At 61.9% G+C, this 16,901-nt stretch carries 15 protein-coding genes; 8 read left to right on the top strand and 7 right to left on the bottom strand.

Annotation, left to right across the window (positions count from 1 at the left end; all coding sequences use genetic code 11):
* Positions 1-121: 121 nt before the first annotated feature.
* The gene (locus AC245Y_RS14060) at positions 122-898 is read right to left on the bottom strand and encodes a DUF1194 domain-containing protein (RefSeq protein ID WP_017994613.1); all 777 of its coding nucleotides are present in this window, start codon (positions 896-898) and stop codon (positions 122-124) included.
* Between the two features lie 113 nt (positions 899-1,011).
* Positions 1,012-1,914 (bottom strand): LysR family transcriptional regulator, encoded by a 903-nt coding sequence (locus tag AC245Y_RS14065; protein WP_012758141.1) that lies wholly within the window; start codon positions 1,912-1,914, stop codon positions 1,012-1,014.
* A 193-nt stretch (positions 1,915-2,107) separates the two neighbouring features.
* Here AC245Y_RS14065 and AC245Y_RS14070 point away from each other — a divergent pair, with 193 nt between their 5' ends.
* A complete protein-coding gene (locus tag AC245Y_RS14070; RefSeq protein WP_017994614.1) occupies positions 2,108-2,833 on the top strand; it encodes an SDR family NAD(P)-dependent oxidoreductase in 726 nt (241 codons plus the stop codon).
* A complete protein-coding gene (locus tag AC245Y_RS14075) occupies positions 2,827-3,315 on the top strand; it encodes a RidA family protein (RefSeq protein WP_012758143.1) in 489 nt (162 codons plus the stop codon). The genes AC245Y_RS14070 and AC245Y_RS14075 overlap by 7 nt, the downstream gene beginning before the upstream one ends.
* Positions 3,316-3,532: 217 nt before the next feature.
* Here AC245Y_RS14075 and AC245Y_RS14080 read toward each other — a convergent pair whose 3' ends face one another.
* Complete coding sequence (locus tag AC245Y_RS14080) at positions 3,533-4,072, bottom strand: Pycsar system effector family protein (RefSeq protein WP_017994615.1); 540 nt, start codon at positions 4,070-4,072, stop codon at positions 3,533-3,535.
* A 128-nt stretch (positions 4,073-4,200) separates the two neighbouring features.
* Here AC245Y_RS14080 and AC245Y_RS14085 point away from each other — a divergent pair, with 128 nt between their 5' ends.
* Together AC245Y_RS14085 and AC245Y_RS14090 are read left to right on the top strand one after the other, a co-directional pair.
* Positions 4,201-7,914: a FecR domain-containing protein gene (locus AC245Y_RS14085; protein WP_017994616.1), complete on the top strand. Its 3,714-nt coding sequence runs from the start codon at positions 4,201-4,203 to the stop codon at positions 7,912-7,914.
* Positions 7,914-9,884, top strand: coding sequence for a CHASE2 domain-containing protein (locus AC245Y_RS14090; protein WP_017994617.1), 1,971 nt, complete (start codon positions 7,914-7,916; stop codon positions 9,882-9,884). Before AC245Y_RS14085 ends, AC245Y_RS14090 begins: the two co-directional genes overlap by 1 nt.
* A gap of 56 nt (positions 9,885-9,940) precedes the next feature.
* Here AC245Y_RS14090 and AC245Y_RS14095 read toward each other — a convergent pair whose 3' ends face one another.
* Positions 9,941-10,831, bottom strand: a complete 891-nt coding sequence (locus tag AC245Y_RS14095; protein WP_026157419.1) for a LysR family transcriptional regulator — start codon at positions 10,829-10,831, stop codon at positions 9,941-9,943.
* Positions 10,832-11,003: 172 nt separating this feature from the next.
* Between AC245Y_RS14095 and AC245Y_RS14100 the strand changes: the two genes are divergently transcribed.
* Positions 11,004-11,897, top strand: coding sequence for a DMT family transporter (locus tag AC245Y_RS14100; protein WP_017994619.1), 894 nt, complete (start codon positions 11,004-11,006; stop codon positions 11,895-11,897).
* A gap of 31 nt (positions 11,898-11,928) precedes the next feature.
* On the opposite strand, the gene AC245Y_RS14105 is transcribed toward AC245Y_RS14100, so the two are convergent.
* A complete protein-coding gene (locus AC245Y_RS14105; protein WP_017994620.1) occupies positions 11,929-12,465 on the bottom strand; it encodes a GNAT family N-acetyltransferase in 537 nt (178 codons plus the stop codon).
* A 44-nt stretch (positions 12,466-12,509) separates the two neighbouring features.
* On the bottom strand, positions 12,510-13,262 hold the full coding sequence (locus AC245Y_RS14110; RefSeq protein WP_017994621.1) for a nucleotidyltransferase domain-containing protein: 753 nt from the start codon (positions 13,260-13,262) through the stop codon (positions 12,510-12,512).
* Positions 13,263-13,552: 290 nt separating this feature from the next.
* On the opposite strand from AC245Y_RS14110, the gene AC245Y_RS14115 reads away from it, so the two are divergent.
* The 3 genes from AC245Y_RS14115 (at position 13,553) to AC245Y_RS14125 (ending at position 16,069) form a co-directional block, all read left to right on the top strand.
* Positions 13,553-14,248 carry a fumarylacetoacetate hydrolase family protein gene (locus tag AC245Y_RS14115; protein WP_017994622.1) on the top strand — a complete coding sequence of 232 codons (696 nt, stop codon included), beginning with the start codon at positions 13,553-13,555 and terminating at the stop codon, positions 14,246-14,248.
* Between the two features lie 10 nt (positions 14,249-14,258).
* Positions 14,259-14,789, top strand: coding sequence for a gamma carbonic anhydrase family protein (locus AC245Y_RS14120; protein WP_017994623.1), 531 nt, complete (start codon positions 14,259-14,261; stop codon positions 14,787-14,789).
* Between the two features lie 332 nt (positions 14,790-15,121).
* Positions 15,122-16,069, top strand: a complete 948-nt coding sequence (locus AC245Y_RS14125; RefSeq protein ID WP_017994624.1) for an IS110 family RNA-guided transposase — start codon at positions 15,122-15,124, stop codon at positions 16,067-16,069.
* Between the two features lie 74 nt (positions 16,070-16,143).
* On the opposite strand, the gene AC245Y_RS14130 is transcribed toward AC245Y_RS14125, so the two are convergent.
* Positions 16,144-16,851: a methyltransferase family protein gene (locus AC245Y_RS14130; protein ID WP_210162544.1), complete on the bottom strand. Its 708-nt coding sequence runs from the start codon at positions 16,849-16,851 to the stop codon at positions 16,144-16,146.
* Positions 16,852-16,901: the final 50 nt, after the last annotated feature.

Raw genomic sequence — 16,901 nt, forward strand, 5'->3', positions numbered from 1 at the left:
CGGTAGAGCATGATGCCGAAAAGTGTACGCGGTTTTCGGACAACATCATGCTCTAACTATCTAATTCAGAACAGGATTGAGATTTTAGGCCGCCCCGGCCTAAAATCATCCTGTTCTGGTATCAACGGTCGAAGATGTCGCGCCATTGCTTCTCACCGATCAGGCAGTCGGCGCCCGTCTCGACGCCGGCTGTTTTCTGCACCGTCGCCGGCGGGGATAGGCCACTGATCTCCAGCACCAGCTTGCGGCGCACGGCAACGGCGAAATCCTCGATTTTGCGGACCGGCAGCACGAAGGCGCCGGGACCGCCGATCACACAATCCGCATAATATTTGTCGAGCCCGTTGGGTGCATCGGAGGGCCGCAGCATGATGGCGAGACCATTGATGATCATGCCGGCTTCTACCGCCTTGTCGCGGGCGGGGGTGACGGGATTGCCGGAATTGTTCGGCCCATCGCCGGAGACATCGATCACCTGGCGCCTGGACTGAAAGGGACTGGAAACGATCATGCTGGCGCCCTGGGCGATCGCGGTGGAGATCGATGTGCGCCGCTGCGTGGCAATCGGCCGGGCTTCGAGTTTATCGGCAAAAGCGATCGCATCCTCCTCCGTCTCGATCACCTGCCAGTCGATGACGGAATCCTGAACGACATAGCCAGCCCATTCGAAATAGCTGATGGCGATGCGGCCGGTCAGCCCGTCCTTCACCGCGTCGATGAATTCCTTGTGCTTGAGCGCTTCGACATAACCCTCGCGCTGGATGCCGATCTCCTCGAAGTCCATCGACCGCGAGGTGTCGACGGCAAGCACGAGGGTCACATCGACCTCGCTTCCCCCCGTCTGCGCGATGGGGACGAGGCCGGAAAGACCCATAAGCACCGCAAGTGTCGTCAGCATTGGCAATCCAATCCCTGCGCCATCCAAGCGGGAGAACTCTAACACAGCTTGGCGGACGCTGGACGCTCGCCCGCGCGTGCAGCTTCAATTTTCAGTGATGGAATCGAAAGCCCTCAATGCAAGGGAAGCCACAAGGGGGTCTTCCATGCCTTCAGCGCCTCGAGAAAGACCTGCAATCGGGAGGGCAGGAAGCGGCGTGTGGGATAGACGGCGTGCACGAAAATTTCCTCGGACGACCAGTCCGGCAACAGGCGGATGAGTTCGCCTTTTCTGATCTGCTCCTCGCAATAGGTCGAAGGCAGCAGGCCGATGCCGTGCCCGCGATAGGTGAAGGCGCTTACCGCGTCGAAATCCCGGCTCGATATCGGCCCCGACACATGCAGGCGAACCGATTTGCGACCGCTCACCAGATGCCATTCCGCCTCGCCGTTGCGGCCATTCAAGAGCACGCACTGATGGTCCTTCAGCTCTTCGGGCTTCAAGGGAAGCACCCTGCCCTTCAGATAGTCCGGTGCGGCGACCAGATAACGCACGCTCTTGCCGAGCCGCTGCGCGACGATGGTTGAATCCTTGAGGTCGCCGAAGCGGATGGCGAGATCGATGTTCTCCGCGATCAGATCGAGGAACAGGTTGGTGACGAAGAGGTCAACCTGGATCTTCGGATAGGTCTTCTGGAAAGCCGAGACGAATTCGTAGAAGACCTCCTGTCCGAAGATGACTGGCACGGAGATCTTCAGCAGACCTTCCGGTTTTCTCTGTGTCTCGGTGAGCGCGTGCTCGGCGTCGAGAAGATGGGCGAGCGGTTCGCTGCACCTGTCGTAATAGGCCCGGCCTTGCGCGGTCAGGCTCAGTTTGCGGGTCGTGCGCTGTATAAGCGTCACGCCGAGCTGCTCCTCCAGCGACGTCACCTTCCGGCTGACGGTCGATACCGGCATGCCGAGGGAATGGGCAGCACGGCTGAAGCTACCGTACTGCGCCACTTTCACGAAAACCGCGATGTCGTTCAGATCAGCCATGTTCTGATTTTTGCATGGATGCAAAAGAGAATCCAGATATTTCCATCTAATCGAGTAATGGAGTTTTCGCCATATTCACCTTGCGAAAACAAGACAACCCGATGGAGGCGCGTTCGCAGCAGCCCCATCTCGAGCGACCCGGCCTTTGCAACCGCAAGGCCCGCGTTGCCCGAACCAGATTATGGAGATCAGCATGACTACGAGAAAAACAGTCATCGTGACGGGCGCCTCCCAGGGTATCGGAGCGGGCCTCGTCAACGCTTTCATCCAGCGCGGCTACAATGTCGTTGGTACCTCGCGCCAGGTCAGCGCCTCGGAGGCTTTCCAAGCCTCGGACAGACTGGCGCTTGTCGATGGCGACATCGGCGATGCCGAAACCGCAGCGCGGGTGGCAAGGACAGCAATCGACCGGTTCGGCTCGATCGACGCACTCGTCAACAATGCCGGCATTTTTCTAGCCAAGCCGTTCGTCGAGTTCACAATGGCCGACTTCCAGAAATTGTCCTCGACCAATCTCGAGGGCTTCATCCATCTGACCCAACTGGTCGTCGGACAGATGCTCGCGCAGAAAACGGGCGGTAGCGTCGTCAGCATCACTACGCCATTGACCGATCATCCGATCGCCGGCTTCTCTGCTTCAGTCTCGATGATGACAAAGGGCGGCATCAACGCCATCTCCAAGAACCTGGCGATGGAATATGCGAACGAGGGAATTCGCTTCAACATTGTCGCTCCTGGCGTGGTGGACACGCCGCTGCACAAGGACAATCCGAAGGATTTTCTGAAGACGCTGTCGCCGATGGCAGGCATATCAAACGTCGAGGAGATCGTCGACGCCGTCATCTTCCTCACCGAAGCGCCGCGTGTAACCGGGGAGGTGCTGCACGTCGACGGCGGCGCACATCTGGGCAGATGGTAGACCATGCGAAAGCGCAGGCAGCCGGCGCGGAACGACGGCTGCAGGAACTCGGCATAACACTTCCCCCGCCGCCGACGCCCTTTGGGGCCTATGTCGAAGCGATAAGGACCGGCAACCTGGTCTTCTTCAGCGGGATGCTGCCGGTCGTCGGCCACGAGCCGCGGTATATAGGCCGCGTCGGCGGCGCGCTGACGGCCGAAGACGGCCGGCAGGCGGCTGAAACGGCAACGCTGAGCGCGCTCGCAGCCGCCAGGGACTATCTCGGCTCGCTGGACAGGGTCGTCAGGGTCGTCAAGCTCGGCATCTATATCGCGACCGAAGGCGATTTCCGCGACCATCCGAAGGTCGCGGACGGCGCATCCGAAATGCTGCTTGCGGTCTTCGGCGAGGAGAAGCTCTCCGGCCGCGTCGTGCTCGGCGTCGCTAGCCTGCCTTTAGGTGTGCCGATCGAACTTGAACTTGTCCTTGAGGTCGAGGGCTGAATGGGGGCGGTACCGGCGCGGCATCGTCCGAGGTCCCTTATCCTGAGGCGCGTAGCCCGCAGGGTGAAGCCTCGAAGGACACGCTCCGGCACTGCTCCTTGCATCTACCGACCGCCGGCGCACCCGCCTCGTCCTTCGAGGCCACCGCGGGGCGCCTCAGGATGAGGCTCTCGTGAGCGCGGGCGCGGCTGACCGATAAGCTCAAAGCATCACACCCTCACACCGCCACCAACAGCAGCACATAGGCGATCACGCTCACCATCAGCCCGCGGAACGCGAAGGTGACGCAGCGGTATTTGCTGCGGGCGATAGCAGAGAGGATGTTGGCGTTTTCGAGATATTGGTCGAAGAGGTAGCGCTCGTCGCGCCGCAGTGCCGCCTCGAAGAACAGGTCGCGATGGTTCTGCCAGGCGCCCCAGAACAGCGAGGTAGATGTGTCCAAACGGCGCGGCAGCACGACGAGGATCGCCGATAGGATGGAGAAGACCGAGGCGGCGGCAAGCAAGCCCGAGAACAGCATGCTCCCTGGCGCCCCGGTCGCGTAACGCGCCAGGCTGAAGACCGCCCTCACCTCGCTGGAACTCACCAGGAATGCCAGCATGAAGGTAAAGATATAAGCGGCTTTCTGGTCTGAGATCTTGATCTGATCGTAGAATATGTCGTTGATTTTCTTGATGTGGTCAAAATACCCGGCACCAATGTCACCTGTCGACGGTTCGCTTGGCATAAGTTCAGTTGCACTCTCGAATTCGCTCACATGAATACTCCACCCAACAAGTGTTTCCCTGATATTACACTTCACGGGGAATTCAAGAACACGTGTGCAATGTGCTTGACTTTTCTTTTCTACATAGACAAAGGGGAAGCGGGAGTTGGGGTTGGGTCATGCTGGGTCGCTGGAAAAACATCTGTCGCGCCGGGGTGGCTCTTGCGCTTGTCTTGCCGGGCTTTTCGCCGGCGGTGGCTGACCCGGTGGAGCGTGCAACACCGGTGGCCGGTTCCGTCATTGCCCGCAAGACCGGCGAAGAAGTCCGCTTCATCGACGTGTCGAACTGGCGCGTCGTCGACATCCATCAGGATCTCCTGACCGGCGACGTGCTGCGCACCAACGCCAACGGCCAGCTCGCCATTGTCTTTTCCGATCACACCCAGGTTCGCCTCGGCCGCAATTCCTCGCTCCAGGTCAAGAAGATGGCCGCGAGCGGCGACACGACGCTGGAGCTGCAATCGGGAACGATCTGGGCGCGCGCCGAGCGCGGCGGCCAGGGCCTGACGGTGGAAACGCCGGCCGCCGCGGCCGCAATCCGCGGCACCGACTGGACGATGACGGTCGAGGGCAACAAGACTTCGATGATTGTGCTCGAGGGCCGCGTCGCGCTCAGCAACCCGCAGGGCAGCGTCGAGGTGAACGAGGGCGAAGGGGCTGTGGCGACCATCGGCCAGGCGCCGAGCAAGATCATCAGCGTCAATCCTGACGACCGAGAACAGATGCTCTTCTATCTGGACCTGCGCGACGGCTTCGACCTGATGCCGACTTCGCCGCTACGGGCCGACCGCATGGCGACCGAACGCCGCCGCCTGTTGGCGCTGCCACCGGAGCGCCGCACCACCGAAGACTGGCTGGCACTTGCCGAAGTTCAGAGCGCCTTCGACGGACGCCAGGCCGCAGCCGCAACGCTGACGAATATCCGCGACCGCAAACTGACGGCAGCCCAGCAGGCGCGCGTCGACCTGATCGACGCCACCATCGCCGGCTCGGAAAAGCGTTATGGCGATGCCGCCAAGCTCTTCCAGAAGGCCCTGCCGCATCTCGACCCGACACGCCGCAACATGGCGCAATATGGCGGCTATTTCGCCCGCTCGCTGGCCGATCCCGCCCATGCCGAACAGCCGCCCGCGAATACCACCGGCCCCTATGGCGCGATCATGCAGGCCTATACGACAGGCTTCCTAAAAAACCCACGCGCAGCGCTCGAGATCATAAAGAAAGCGGAGCAACGCTATCCCGATGATCCGACCCTGCCGGCGGTCCGCGCCCAGTTGGCGGAGCTCACCGACGACCGTGAGCAGATGAAGGATGCGATAGAACGCTCGCTGTCGCTCGACCCTGACCATCCGATGGCGCTCTCCGCCCGCGCGAGTTACAAGGCGGTCTATCAGAGCGACATCAACGGCGCGCTTGCCGATCTGAACCGAGCCATCGAACTTGCCCCGGGCGGTTCAGGCACGCTGAATTCGCTCGGCCTGCTGCAGAGTTCGCGCGATGCTAATGGCGAAGCGGAAAAGGCCTTCAAGAAGGCGATCGAGCTCGATCCGCAGGACCCCTTGCTGCGCGCGAATCTCGCAATCCTCTATCTCGATCAGGGGCGCATGAAGGAAGCCAAGCACGAGATCGACACGGCAATTGCGCTCGATCCATCCTTCGATATCGCCCTGCTCGCCCGCGGCCGATACTACCTGCAAACTGGCGAGCGCGATAAGGCGCTGCAAGATTTGCTCGCCGCCAGCACCGCCAACCCGGCGCATTCGCAATCACAGCTGATGCTCGCCGCCGCCCATTACGAAAAAGGCGACCGCATTCCTTCCCAGCAGGCGCTCGACAATGCCGACCGGCTCGACAAGAACGACCCGGTTATCTCGGCCTTCCGCACCGCCGTCGATATCGACGATTACGACGCCGACGGCGCGATCCGCAACGCGCAGGAATTCCTGCGCCGCTCGCGCGCCCGCGGCGGCGATTACAGCTCGCTCGGCGCCAATGCGAGTGCTGGTTCTACGCTCAACAACGCCTTCCGCCTGCAGGGCCTAGATGCCTGGGGCCGCTATTACGGCGATGCCGTCTTCGATCCCTTCAGCGGCACCGGTTATATCGATCAAACGATCAAGGGTAGCATCTTTCCTTTCGTCAACGCGACCAGCTTCAGCGACGACAATATCATCCAAAACCGCGGCAACGCGTCGAGCTACTCATCCTTCATCCAGGGCCTGTTGCTTTCGCCGCACATGCTTTCCGGCCGCTCGCGCTCGGCAACGCTGTTCGATGTCCCCTTCATCGAAGGCTCGCTCGGCGGCGGCATCAACAGCGTCGACGGCCACACGAGACGCATCGGCGAGGCCGATATCCAAGGTTATTCGAACGCGACGATCCCAATCAGCTTCTATGGCAACCTGACCTGGGAAGAGCTGGCGCTCGACCGCGACTACCAGGATTTCGGCGGTGTCCAGACGGATAACAAGCTGCTAAGCGCCAACGGTTATCTGACGGCAACGGTCACACCTGATGATCGCGTGGTAGCCTTCGTCAACCACGGCAAGAATGATGGAGCGCTGAGCGCCTTGTCGTCAAACACCGGGTTCATGGAACTCGTGTTCCGTGTCCCTATCCCTCTGCCTCTCTACACGACAGAGGAGACTGTACGAGAAAGCACATATGCCGGCATCGGCTGGAGCCACACTTTTGCGTATGAAAACGTGTTGAATGGAGCGCTGCTTTATTCAGGAAGCAAATCGAATACCAGCAGCGTGCTTGATGTCGACCTGGACCCAGTGTTTATCGGCAGAGGGGTTCCCTTCATCATTCCCTTTGCCAACGTCACTCAGGAAAGCGAATCCCAAACGTATATCGGCGCTTTGAGCCATTCCATAGGTGCCGGGCCTTTGACATTTCGCTACGGCATCGAAGGCGGCTGGATGGATGCCAGCAGCACCGTCGATACGACGCTTCTGGGCTTGACGGCGCCCCTCGATCACAATGAGAACACCATCGATATCGGCCGCGGCTATGTCGATGTGCTACATGAGATCACGCCGGATCTTAAGGGCGAATACGCCTTGTTTGCCACGCGCCTGGAGGGCGACGGCATCGATATCACCCGGCTGGAGCCGCGCTTCGGCCTCGCCTGGGCGCCGGTTCCAAACCACTGGCTGCGTGCTGCCTTCATGCGTCAGAGCTTTGATATTGGGATTCCGACCCTTGCCCCCATCGGCGTTCTCGGGCTGCAAGCCAACCAGTTTTCCACCAATCCGCGAGGTTACACGGATACGGTCGCCCTGCAGTGGGATGCCGAATGGACCGACCGCTTCTTCACCTCGGTCGAGTACCAGCACCAGGAGCTGCATGATTTCTCGATCGATTTTCCGCTGATCTCGCTTCCCTCGGATAGCAGCCTGCCGATCTCGCGCGGCAGCATCGATCGGGCTGCCGTCACAGCAAACGTCGTGCTCGGCCATGGTTTCGGCCTTTCGGCTACCTATGCCTACATGGATTCGGAAAACCGGGATCCACTTGAGCCGATCTATGGCGGCCCTCTTCCCTTCATACCGCAGAATTCAGGGCAGATTGCGCTGACCTGGGTCAACGAAGCCAAGGTCAAGGCGACGGTCGCCGCCAACTATATCGGCGAGCGCGACGGCGATCGGTTCGGCACCAAGCTCGACGATTACTGGAGCCTCGACGCCCACCTGATCTGGGAACCGTTCGACAAGCGCATCGAGCTGGAGGCGGCCGCCTATAACCTGCTCGACGAGGACTTCGAGATCACCCCCGGTGTGCCCGGCTGGGGCCGCGCCTTCAAGGGCACGCTCAAAGTCCGCTTCTGATGCGGCTGCGGGACAAACCTCGGCAGGCCAGTCACACCAGGGGCCGCCATCTCAGGCTGCTCGTGCTGTCGCTGACGACGCTGATCGCCATCTCGCTGCTGTCGCGCCTGCCCGCCTGGTCACTGCTCGAGCTCAGAAGCTTCGACTATCTCTCGACCGTCGACGATCCCCGTCCGCCACCCGGCGGACCCGTCATCGTCGCGATCGACGAACCCTCGCTTGCCGATATCAACGCGCAATGGCCCTGGCCGCGCAGTCTTCATGCCCAGCTCGTCACCCAGTTGCGCGCCGCCGGCGCCCGCGTCATCGGCTTCGACATCATCCTGGCCGAACCCTCGACGCCGGAGAACGACAACGCGATCACTAACGCCGTCGGCCCGGATGTCGTCCTTGCCGGCGACGAGACGTTGATCGAGACGCCGCAGGCCTCGCAACTGATCCGTGCGACACCGCTGCCGCAGTTGACCGAGGCAGGTGCCGTGACTGGCATCGCCTCCGTCGAACTCAGTGGCGACGGCACCTTCCGGCGTATTCCGGGCTATGAGGACGGCTTTGCCGCCATGCTGGCCAAGGTCGCCGGCGTGGCCCCCGAGACTCTGCCCGCCGGCCGGCTCATCCAGTCCTTCGGCCCCGCCCGCAGCTATCCCACCGTCTCCTACTACCAGGCGCTCGACCCGAAGAAGCTGCTGCCGCCGGATTATTTCAAGGACCGTGTCGTGCTGGTCGGCCTCAGCCTGCAGAATGCGCCGGCGATCGACAAAGGTGGCGTCGATGCCTTTGCGACGCCCTACACCGTTCATACCGGCAAGCTCGTCTCCGGCGTCGAGATCCAGGCGACGATCTACGACAATATCCGCAGCGGCCTGTCGATCGCGGAAGCCCGGCTGCCGACGGTCGCTGCCTGCATCCTGATATCGGTGCTGCTGGCCGCCACCACCGTCTGGCGCTCGACGGGATGGCTGACGATCGTAACGAGCGCGGCGGCGCTGCTCGCCTTCGCCGCCGTCAGTGCCGCCGGTATGCGGCTAGCCCATGTCTTCGTCTCGCCGCTTGGGCCGACGGTCGCCTATATCTCTGTCGTCTTCGGCCAGGCCGCCTTCGATTTTGCCGAGGAGCGCCGCAACAAGCGCCAAATCACCCGCGCCTTTGCCCAATATATCTCGCCCGATCTAGTCAGGCGCCTGTCGAGCGATCCCTCGCAGCTGAAGCTCGGCGGCGAGCGGCGCACCCTCTCGGTGCTTTTCTCAGACGTACGCGGCTTCACCACCATCGCCGAGACGCTGAAGGACGACCCAGAGCAGCTGACGGGCCTGATCAACCGGCTGCTGACGCCGCTTTCCGACGTGGTGATGGACCATGGCGGGACGATCGACAAATATATGGGCGATTGCATCATGGCCTTCTGGAACGCGCCGCTCGACGATCCCGATCATGCCCTGCACGCCGTCAAAGCCTCGCTTGCCATGCAGGCGGCGATATCGAGCCTTAACCGCGAGCTCGAGCAAGAGGCGGCGATGCGGGGCGGCAGGCCGCATGTGTTGAAGATGGGCGTCGGCATCAACACCGGCGAATGCATCGTCGGCAATATGGGCTCGACCCGCCGCTTCGACTATTCCTGCCTCGGCGACAGCGTCAACCTCGCCTCCCGCCTCGAAGGCGCCTCGAAGAATTATGGCGTGGCCCTGCTACTCGGCGAGGAGACCGCAAGGCTGGTCGCCAGCATCTACACCGTCGTCGAGCTCGACCGCATCATCGTCAAGGGCCGCACCGCGCCCTCGCCTGTCTATACCGTCGTGCACAAGGCCGAAGCCGAAGCCCTCGCCGCCCATCGGGCTTTTCTCGAGGCGAAATACACCGGCACGCTTGCGCCATCCGACCCCGCTTTCGACAGGCTGGCCGCCGATATCCCAGGGCTTTCCGGCTACTACGCGATCATGCGGGATGCGTTGGCCGGATCCGGTGAGGAATGACCATCACTTTCGGGGGGCGAATGCCACCGGCAGCTCTGCGTCCTAAGGGCGGCAAATCAGCTCGCCAAGGTCAGGCAGCCGTAACGACTGACTTCATTTTCGATTTCTGCGACCAGAGTATCGAGCGCAGGATTTCGCGCCTTACGGGCCCGACGCACCACATAGGCCAGGGCGGGAGGCGTGGGCAGCCGGTTGGTGATGATATCCATCGCGGGACGCAGGTGGCGCCCGTTCAGAAGCGCCACACCCAGGCCTGAGGTGACTGCCGAGACGATTCCGGCGGCGCTGGTGCACTCAAACACCGTCTCGAAAAGGGTGTCGTCATCTTGGCCGATATCGAGTGCCCATTGGCGATAGAAGCATTCGTCGTCGAAAGACAGGAATGGAATCGGACCACTCGGTGGCAGAGCCAGGTCGGAATGTTTCACCCAGTAGAGCTGCTCCCGGAAAAGCACGATATCGGTCGGGCGAACCTCATGGGCAAAGATCTGCACGATCGCAGCGTCGAGCTCTCCTTGCTCCAGCATCGCCCGTAGAACCAAACTCATCCTGACCTTGGTGCGCACGGCGACATCAGGATGGAGGCGGCGAAACCGGCCCAATATGCGGGCGAGATCGGTACACGTGGTGTCCTCGGTCAGCCCGAGGGCGATGCGTCCTGCGAGCGGCGTTTTCGTCAGGCTGAGAAGCGCTTCGTCATGAAGACCGAGAATGCGTTCGGCGTAAACCAGCAAATCCTCGCCGGCGGCTGTGAACACAGGCGCTCCCGGCTTGCGGCTGAGAAGATCACAATCGAGGCTGATTTCAAGCCGCTTGATCTTGTGGCTGACGGCCGATTGCGACAAACCCAGCGCCTCGGCAGCGCGAGTGATGCCGCCATGACGGCGAACGGACCACAGGACCCGCAGCGCGTCTATTTCCAATCGTCGGCTGTTGAGTTCGGTCAAGGCAGGCACTCTCCGATGACTATGTTGCAAAGCCTATGCATGGAGGTGGTGACGCTGGCAAGCCATCATCGACAAATCAATCATCCTGTCATGTCGTGATCGAAATTTGTCATGTGCGAGGTCAATCTCTTCAGCCTATGGCTGAGCAGGACGAAATCAAAATGAGTATTCCATGACGGATGAAGTTCTCGCTCGGCCTGCGCCGCAGCACCGCTTCCTATGGCCCGTGCTGGCGACGCTTCTGGTGATCAGCTGGAGTTCCGGTTTCGTCGGCATCCGCTACGCCAGCGAGGAGGCGAGCGTCATCCTGGTCTTGTTCTGGCGCACCTTTCTGTCGGGACTGATACTGCTGCCCTTCGCGCTGACCATTGGGCCGAGGATGCATCTGTGCAGTGTGCTGGGCCAGATGCTGCTCGGCGTGATGTCAGTCTTCCTCTATCTCGGCGGATTCGCTCTCGCCATCGAGCAGCGCGTGCCGACGGGGCTGGTCGCACTGATTTCCGACCTCTTGCCGCTGGCGATTGCCTGCCTTTCGCAACCCCTCCTGGGCGAGCGACTGACGCGGCGGCAATGGCTGGGAACGGCAATCGCGGTGGCAGGCGTTCTGCTCGTTTCGCTCGAAAGCCTGAGCTTCGGCGAGGCCCCGCTCTGGGCCTACGGCCTGACGGGCGGCTCGATGCTGGTTTTCGCCTTCGCCTCCGTTCTCTACAGACGGCGGCGCGAGGAGCATATGCCTGTCCACCAGAGCCTTTGCATCCAGACCCTGACCGGCTCGGCCTTGTTTTCGTTCTGCGCCTTCATGCAGGGCAACATGATCCCGCCGATGACCGTCGATCTCGCCATCGGCATGACATGGCTCGTGCTGATTGCGACCTTTACCGCCTATTCGGTCTACTACACCAGCCTTCAACTGTTCCCCGTGACGCAGGTCAGCGCCGCGATCTACCTCAGCCCGCCTGTCACCATGTTATGGGCCTGGGCTCTATTTTCCGAGCCGCTGACGGCAACGATGTTCATCGGGCTGGCGGTGACACTGGTGGGCGTCTGGATGACCTCCCGAGCGTGAACGCTTGTGCGGATGCGATCGGCGTTGCCACTTAAGCCCGGAAACTGCCGGTGGCGTACATGTTGGTCGGCGCGCCGTGCAACATCACCTCGCGCTCGAAGATGAAATCACATTTTTCGAGAATGCGTTTCGAAGCGGCGTTGGCGGTGCGAACCAAGCCGACTACCCGCTCTGTCTGCAGATCATTAAAGGCAAACGCCAGGGTTTCCCTGACCAATTCCGTGGCATATCCCTGTCCCCAGCTTTCGGGTTGCAGATGATAGGAAAGATTGAGGCCATCAAACTCCTGGGAAACGGTCACGCCGCCGAAACCGATCAGCACACCGTTCGCCTCAACTGCCCAACGCCCGAACCCGTGATCTTTCCAATGCCCGATGTCGCGCGCAAGCCGCGCTGCGCTTTCCGCCGGCGTATCAGGCCGGGGCACCGGTCGGTGTGCGACCAATTCCGGCCGCGAAAAAAGTCGGGTCAGGAAATCGATATCCCCTTCCACGGGGATTCTGAGGCGCAATCTGGCGGTACGCCTTGCTGCCGGCTGCAAGGCGCCCTTGAATTCGTGCTCAAGCATCTTCCATCCAATTTTCAAAATGCGGCAACGTCACTGATACCAAATTATTCCAGGCGGCGCGCTTCCAGCGGCGCGTCCTGCCTGAATCCGTCGAAATAGCGACCACCATGCAGGGCAAGCTCCCGATCGGCCAAAGCCAGGAACCGGGCGCCGTCACCCGCGGCCGCCAGACTGAACGCCGCGTCGAATTCGGCCGCCAATTGCGCGTCGAACTCCCTCATCAGGCGGGGCGCCCACTTTCCCCGGCCAGCCCACGCGCCACGTCCGAGAAGCATCAGGTCGGCGAGCTTCTGATAGAGCAGCGCCGCGATGGCGGCGACCTCCTCGGGCGGGCGGGTGCCGCGCAGATCATCGGCCAAATCGGTGACCTGGTAGCGCAGCATGTCGTAGTCTGCCCCGGCAAGAGGTTTCGGTCCTGCGGCCAGCATACTTGCCGCCTTTGCCTGGATGACGCGCGCGCTGTCGATATCCGATCCCACTATACAGCCCGTCGCGACCATGTTGGCCATGATGGGACAGCCGCTCTCTGCATCCTGATGGAGATAATGCGCCAGCGTCTGCGGATCATGGACGAAGGCCTCGACCGGAAACCCATCCGCGGTGAACGATTCCCGCCAGGCTCTTTCGAGCGACGGAAACACCACGACCAGATCGATATCCGAAAAGGCGGTGCCTTCGCCGCGCATGATGGAGCCGGCGACATAGGCGAATGCGGCCCCGGCATAACGGCTGGCGATGCAGTGGCGGGCGGCGGCCAGCGCCCGCTCCGCAAGAACATGTTTCTGGATATCGTCCACGATCTCGTCCTCGAATACGGGAGACGAGCGGCAACAAAAAACCCGCTCGTTTCCGGCGGGTTGGTTTCAGCAGCAATGAACGGAATTCAGTTCACGCGTCTACCACCCACCGCGGCGCGGTGGTCGTAGACGTCATCGAAACTGCAAAAATCCTGCTCATGGCGGTAACGATACCGCTGGATAGTGACAGCGTCAATGCACCAGGCGCCGGCCAAGGACGCTTCCCCGGCGCGGCGATTTCCGTCTAAGATGACCCGCAAAGCAAGACTCGAAACAGGAAGAGCCCGCCAATGTCCGATCCCGCCACCGTCATCCCGCTTCCGCAACCGGTGTTGTTGCCGGTCGAAAGCAGCGCCGAGTGTTTTCCGGTGCGTCGCGTCTATTGCGTCGGGCGCAACTATGCCGACCATGCGATCGAGATGGGCCATGATCCCAGCCGCGAGCCGCCCTTCTTCTTCCAGAAGAATGCCGACAACCTGGTGCCGGCGGGCAAGGCCTTTCCCTATCCGCCGCTGTCGAACGATGTGCATTACGAGGTCGAATGCGTGCTGGCGCTGAAATCGGGGGGCGCGAACATCAAGGCCGCGGACGCGCTCGACTGCGTCTACGGCTATGCCGTCGGCATCGATTTCACCCGCCGCGATCTGCAGGGCGAGGCAAAGAAGCTTGGTCGTCCCTGGGAGATCGGCAAGGCCTTCGAACATTCCGCCCCTATCTCGCCGATCGTTCCGGCAAGCCGCCTCGGCCACCCCGCGCAGGCGAAGATCTGGCTGGAACAGAACGGCAAGCGCGTGCAGGACGGCGATCTCAACCAGATGATCTGGAAGGTGCCGGAGATCATCGCCGAACTGTCGAAGCTCTTCACTCTTGCAGCCGGCGATATCATCATGACCGGCACGCCCGCCGGCGTCGGCGCGGTGGCCAGGGGTGATCGCATCAATTGCGGCATCGACGGCGTCGCCACCCTATCGGTCGAGGTCGTCTGAGGAGAAAGCGATGCCCGTCTACGCACTTGGCGGATCGACGCCGAAACTGCCCGCCGCCGGCCTCTATTGGATCGCACCGGACGCCAATATCATCGGCCAGATCGAGCTCGGCGAGAATGTCGGCATCTGGTTCGGCGCCGTGCTGCGCGGCGACAACGAGAAGATCACCGTCGGCGAAGGCACCAACATCCAGGAAGGCGTGATGGCCCATACCGACATGGGCTTCCCGCTGACGATAGGCAAAGACTGCACCATCGGCCATCACGCCATCCTCCACGGCTGCACCATCGGCGACAACACGCTGATCGGCATGGGTGCGACCATCCTGAACGGTGCGAAGATCGGTGACAACTGCCTCGTCGGCGCCAATGCGCTGGTCACCGAGGGCAAGCAATTCCCCGACAACTCCCTGATCGTCGGAGCACCCGCCCGGCTCGTGCGTGTGCTGGACGAGAAGGCTGTCGAGAGCATCCGCCGCTCGGCGGAAAACTACGTGGCGAATTGGCAGCGGTTTGCGCGGGATCTCCGGCAAATCAGTTGATCGGGCAACGCGACCGGTGGCCAGCCCCGTCCTTCGAGGCCCCTGCGGGGCACCTCAGGATGAGGCTGGAGAGAGGGCACGGGTGAGAGAAGAGCAACAGATGACGGTCGCGAATTCATCAGCCTGCAGACACATCCATAGCCTTCCAACGACACGGCACACCGATCAGCCCTCATCCTTGTACGTTGCCGTTGCTGTATAAAGGGGCTGTGCGGCGGGGATGCGTGTCATCCTTGGGTCTTGAACTCGTACCTCAGCAAGCATCTCCGTCGCCATGTCTTCGCTCGAACGGTTGGTTGGGCTTCGAGCCCGCGTTGCAAGGAGGAGCAGTCATGCATATCCAGCAATCTTTCATGGTCGGTATCGATGTCTCGAAGGCCCATCTCGACGTTGCCGTTGAGGGCAAACGCGCCGTTGTCCGCTTCGACAACAATGCGCCAGGCTGTGCCGCACTCACTGCGGCAGTGGCCGGCGCAGAGCTTGTCGTCGTCGAGGCGACCGGCGGTTACGAGATGGCAATCGTCAGAACGCTTATGGCCGCCGGTATTGCCGTCGCCGTCGTCAATCCCCGCCAGGTGCGCGACTTCGCCAGGGCCAGCGGTCGTTTGGCCAAGACCGATCAGGTCGACGCCCGCGTCACGCTCCACTTCGCCAGAGCGATGCGGCCGGCACAGATCCCCCATATCGACGACGGCCGCATCGCGCTTGCTGCGCTTGTCACCCGCCGTCGCCAACTCATCGACATGGCGGTCGCCGAGAAGAACCGCCTCGAGCATGCGCCTGAGGCCGTCGCAGCGCTGATTGGCGAGACCCTCGCCGCCCTCAAGGCTCAGCTCGCCCGCGTCGATGCCGCCATCGCGCTCGCCATCGAGGCCGAGCCCGACATGGCCGCACGCCGCAATCTGCTGCTGACCGTGCCGGGCATTGGCGAGGTCAGTGCCGCCGTGCTCATCGCCGAACTGCCCGAACTCGGCGCCATCGACGACAAGAAGCTCGCAGCCCTCGTCGGCGTCGTCCCCATCGCTCACGACAGCGGCACATGGCGTGGACAACGCCATATCGCCGGCGGACGCGCCACCGTCCGATGCGCCCTCTATATGGCTACGCTCTCGGCCATCCGTTGCAACCCGGCCATCAAGACCTTCCACAAAAGGCTGCGCGACGCGGGCAAACCGCCCAAGGTCGCCATCGTCGCCGCCATGCGAAAGCTCATCATCATGATCAACACTATTCTTAAAAGACGAACCCCATGGAACCAGCCCCAACAACACGGTTGCTGAGGTGCGCAGGCCAAGGGCCGGAGCCTCGAAGGACGGGGGCGGGTGATTAGGCCCCTCTCCGCCCGCCAAAGCGCTCACCACACGCCCGGAATCCAACGCCACCGCACGCGCGCCATATACTCCTCGTACCCCTCGAGCCCCTTGCGCAATTCTGCCTCCTCCCCCAGCGTCCGGCCGAAGAGGACGATGATGAGCAGGCCGGCGGGAACCAGCGCGTAGAGCGATCCAAGCGACAGCGCCATGCCGACGCTGAGCACGATGGCGGTTGCGTATCCGGGATGGCGGATTACGGCGTAGGGTCCGCTGTCGATCACTTTGTGGTCACGGTCGGTCTGAATGCGCACCGTCGGCTCGAAATGCCGGTTGACCGATTGCGCCCAGGTCAGGCCGAGATAACCTGATGTCATCAGCAGATAGCCGATGAGGACGACCCAATCGGGCTGCGGCGCCCAGTGGAACCGTCCGTCGTCGAATGCACCGACCGGAAAAATGGCGGCAAAGAGAATGATCGTCAGCGTCGCCACCACGGCGTCCCAGGGTTTGGTACCCTTCTGGTATCGGCTGCGCGCCGCAAACAGCTCCGGATTCGTCCGCCGGATCCAGATGAGCGCGACACATGTCAGCACAAGGTACAGGCCGAGAAAAATCCACCCGCGCGGCCAGTCGAGCGTGCCCGCCGGCCAGAACAGCGCGGCAAACATGACGGCAATGGTGATGGCGAGCGATCCGAAAGATGGCGCCGCGGCGAATGAGTGACCGGGCCGAGTGTCCCGCTGCGTCATGATCGCTCTCCATACCATGACAGCGCCGCGCGTCCTTTTAGACGCGCAGA

Source organism: Rhizobium sp. SRDI943 (assembly GCF_057653695.1).

Bases quoted from the DNA above. Each gene is read 5' to 3' on its own strand.
- AC245Y_RS14060 (WP_017994613.1), bottom strand. From the start codon at position 898: ATGCTGACGACACTTGCGGTGCTTATGGGTCTTTCCGGCCTCGTCCCC.
- AC245Y_RS14065 (WP_012758141.1), bottom strand. From the start codon at position 1,914: ATGGCTGATCTGAACGACATCGCGGTTTTCGTGAAAGTGGCGCAGTAC.
- AC245Y_RS14070 (WP_017994614.1), top strand. From the start codon at position 2,108: ATGACTACGAGAAAAACAGTCATCGTGACGGGCGCCTCCCAGGGTATC.
- AC245Y_RS14075 (WP_012758143.1), top strand. From the start codon at position 2,827: ATGGTAGACCATGCGAAAGCGCAGGCAGCCGGCGCGGAACGACGGCTG.
- AC245Y_RS14085 (WP_017994616.1), top strand. From the start codon at position 4,201: ATGCTGGGTCGCTGGAAAAACATCTGTCGCGCCGGGGTGGCTCTTGCG.
- AC245Y_RS14090 (WP_017994617.1), top strand. From the start codon at position 7,914: ATGCGGCTGCGGGACAAACCTCGGCAGGCCAGTCACACCAGGGGCCGC.
- AC245Y_RS14100 (WP_017994619.1), top strand. From the start codon at position 11,004: ATGACGGATGAAGTTCTCGCTCGGCCTGCGCCGCAGCACCGCTTCCTA.
- AC245Y_RS14105 (WP_017994620.1), bottom strand. From the start codon at position 12,465: ATGCTTGAGCACGAATTCAAGGGCGCCTTGCAGCCGGCAGCAAGGCGT.
- AC245Y_RS14115 (WP_017994622.1), top strand. From the start codon at position 13,553: ATGTCCGATCCCGCCACCGTCATCCCGCTTCCGCAACCGGTGTTGTTG.
- AC245Y_RS14120 (WP_017994623.1), top strand. From the start codon at position 14,259: ATGCCCGTCTACGCACTTGGCGGATCGACGCCGAAACTGCCCGCCGCC.
- AC245Y_RS14125 (WP_017994624.1), top strand. From the start codon at position 15,122: ATGCATATCCAGCAATCTTTCATGGTCGGTATCGATGTCTCGAAGGCC.
- AC245Y_RS14130 (WP_210162544.1), bottom strand. From the start codon at position 16,851: ATGACGCAGCGGGACACTCGGCCCGGTCACTCATTCGCCGCGGCGCCA.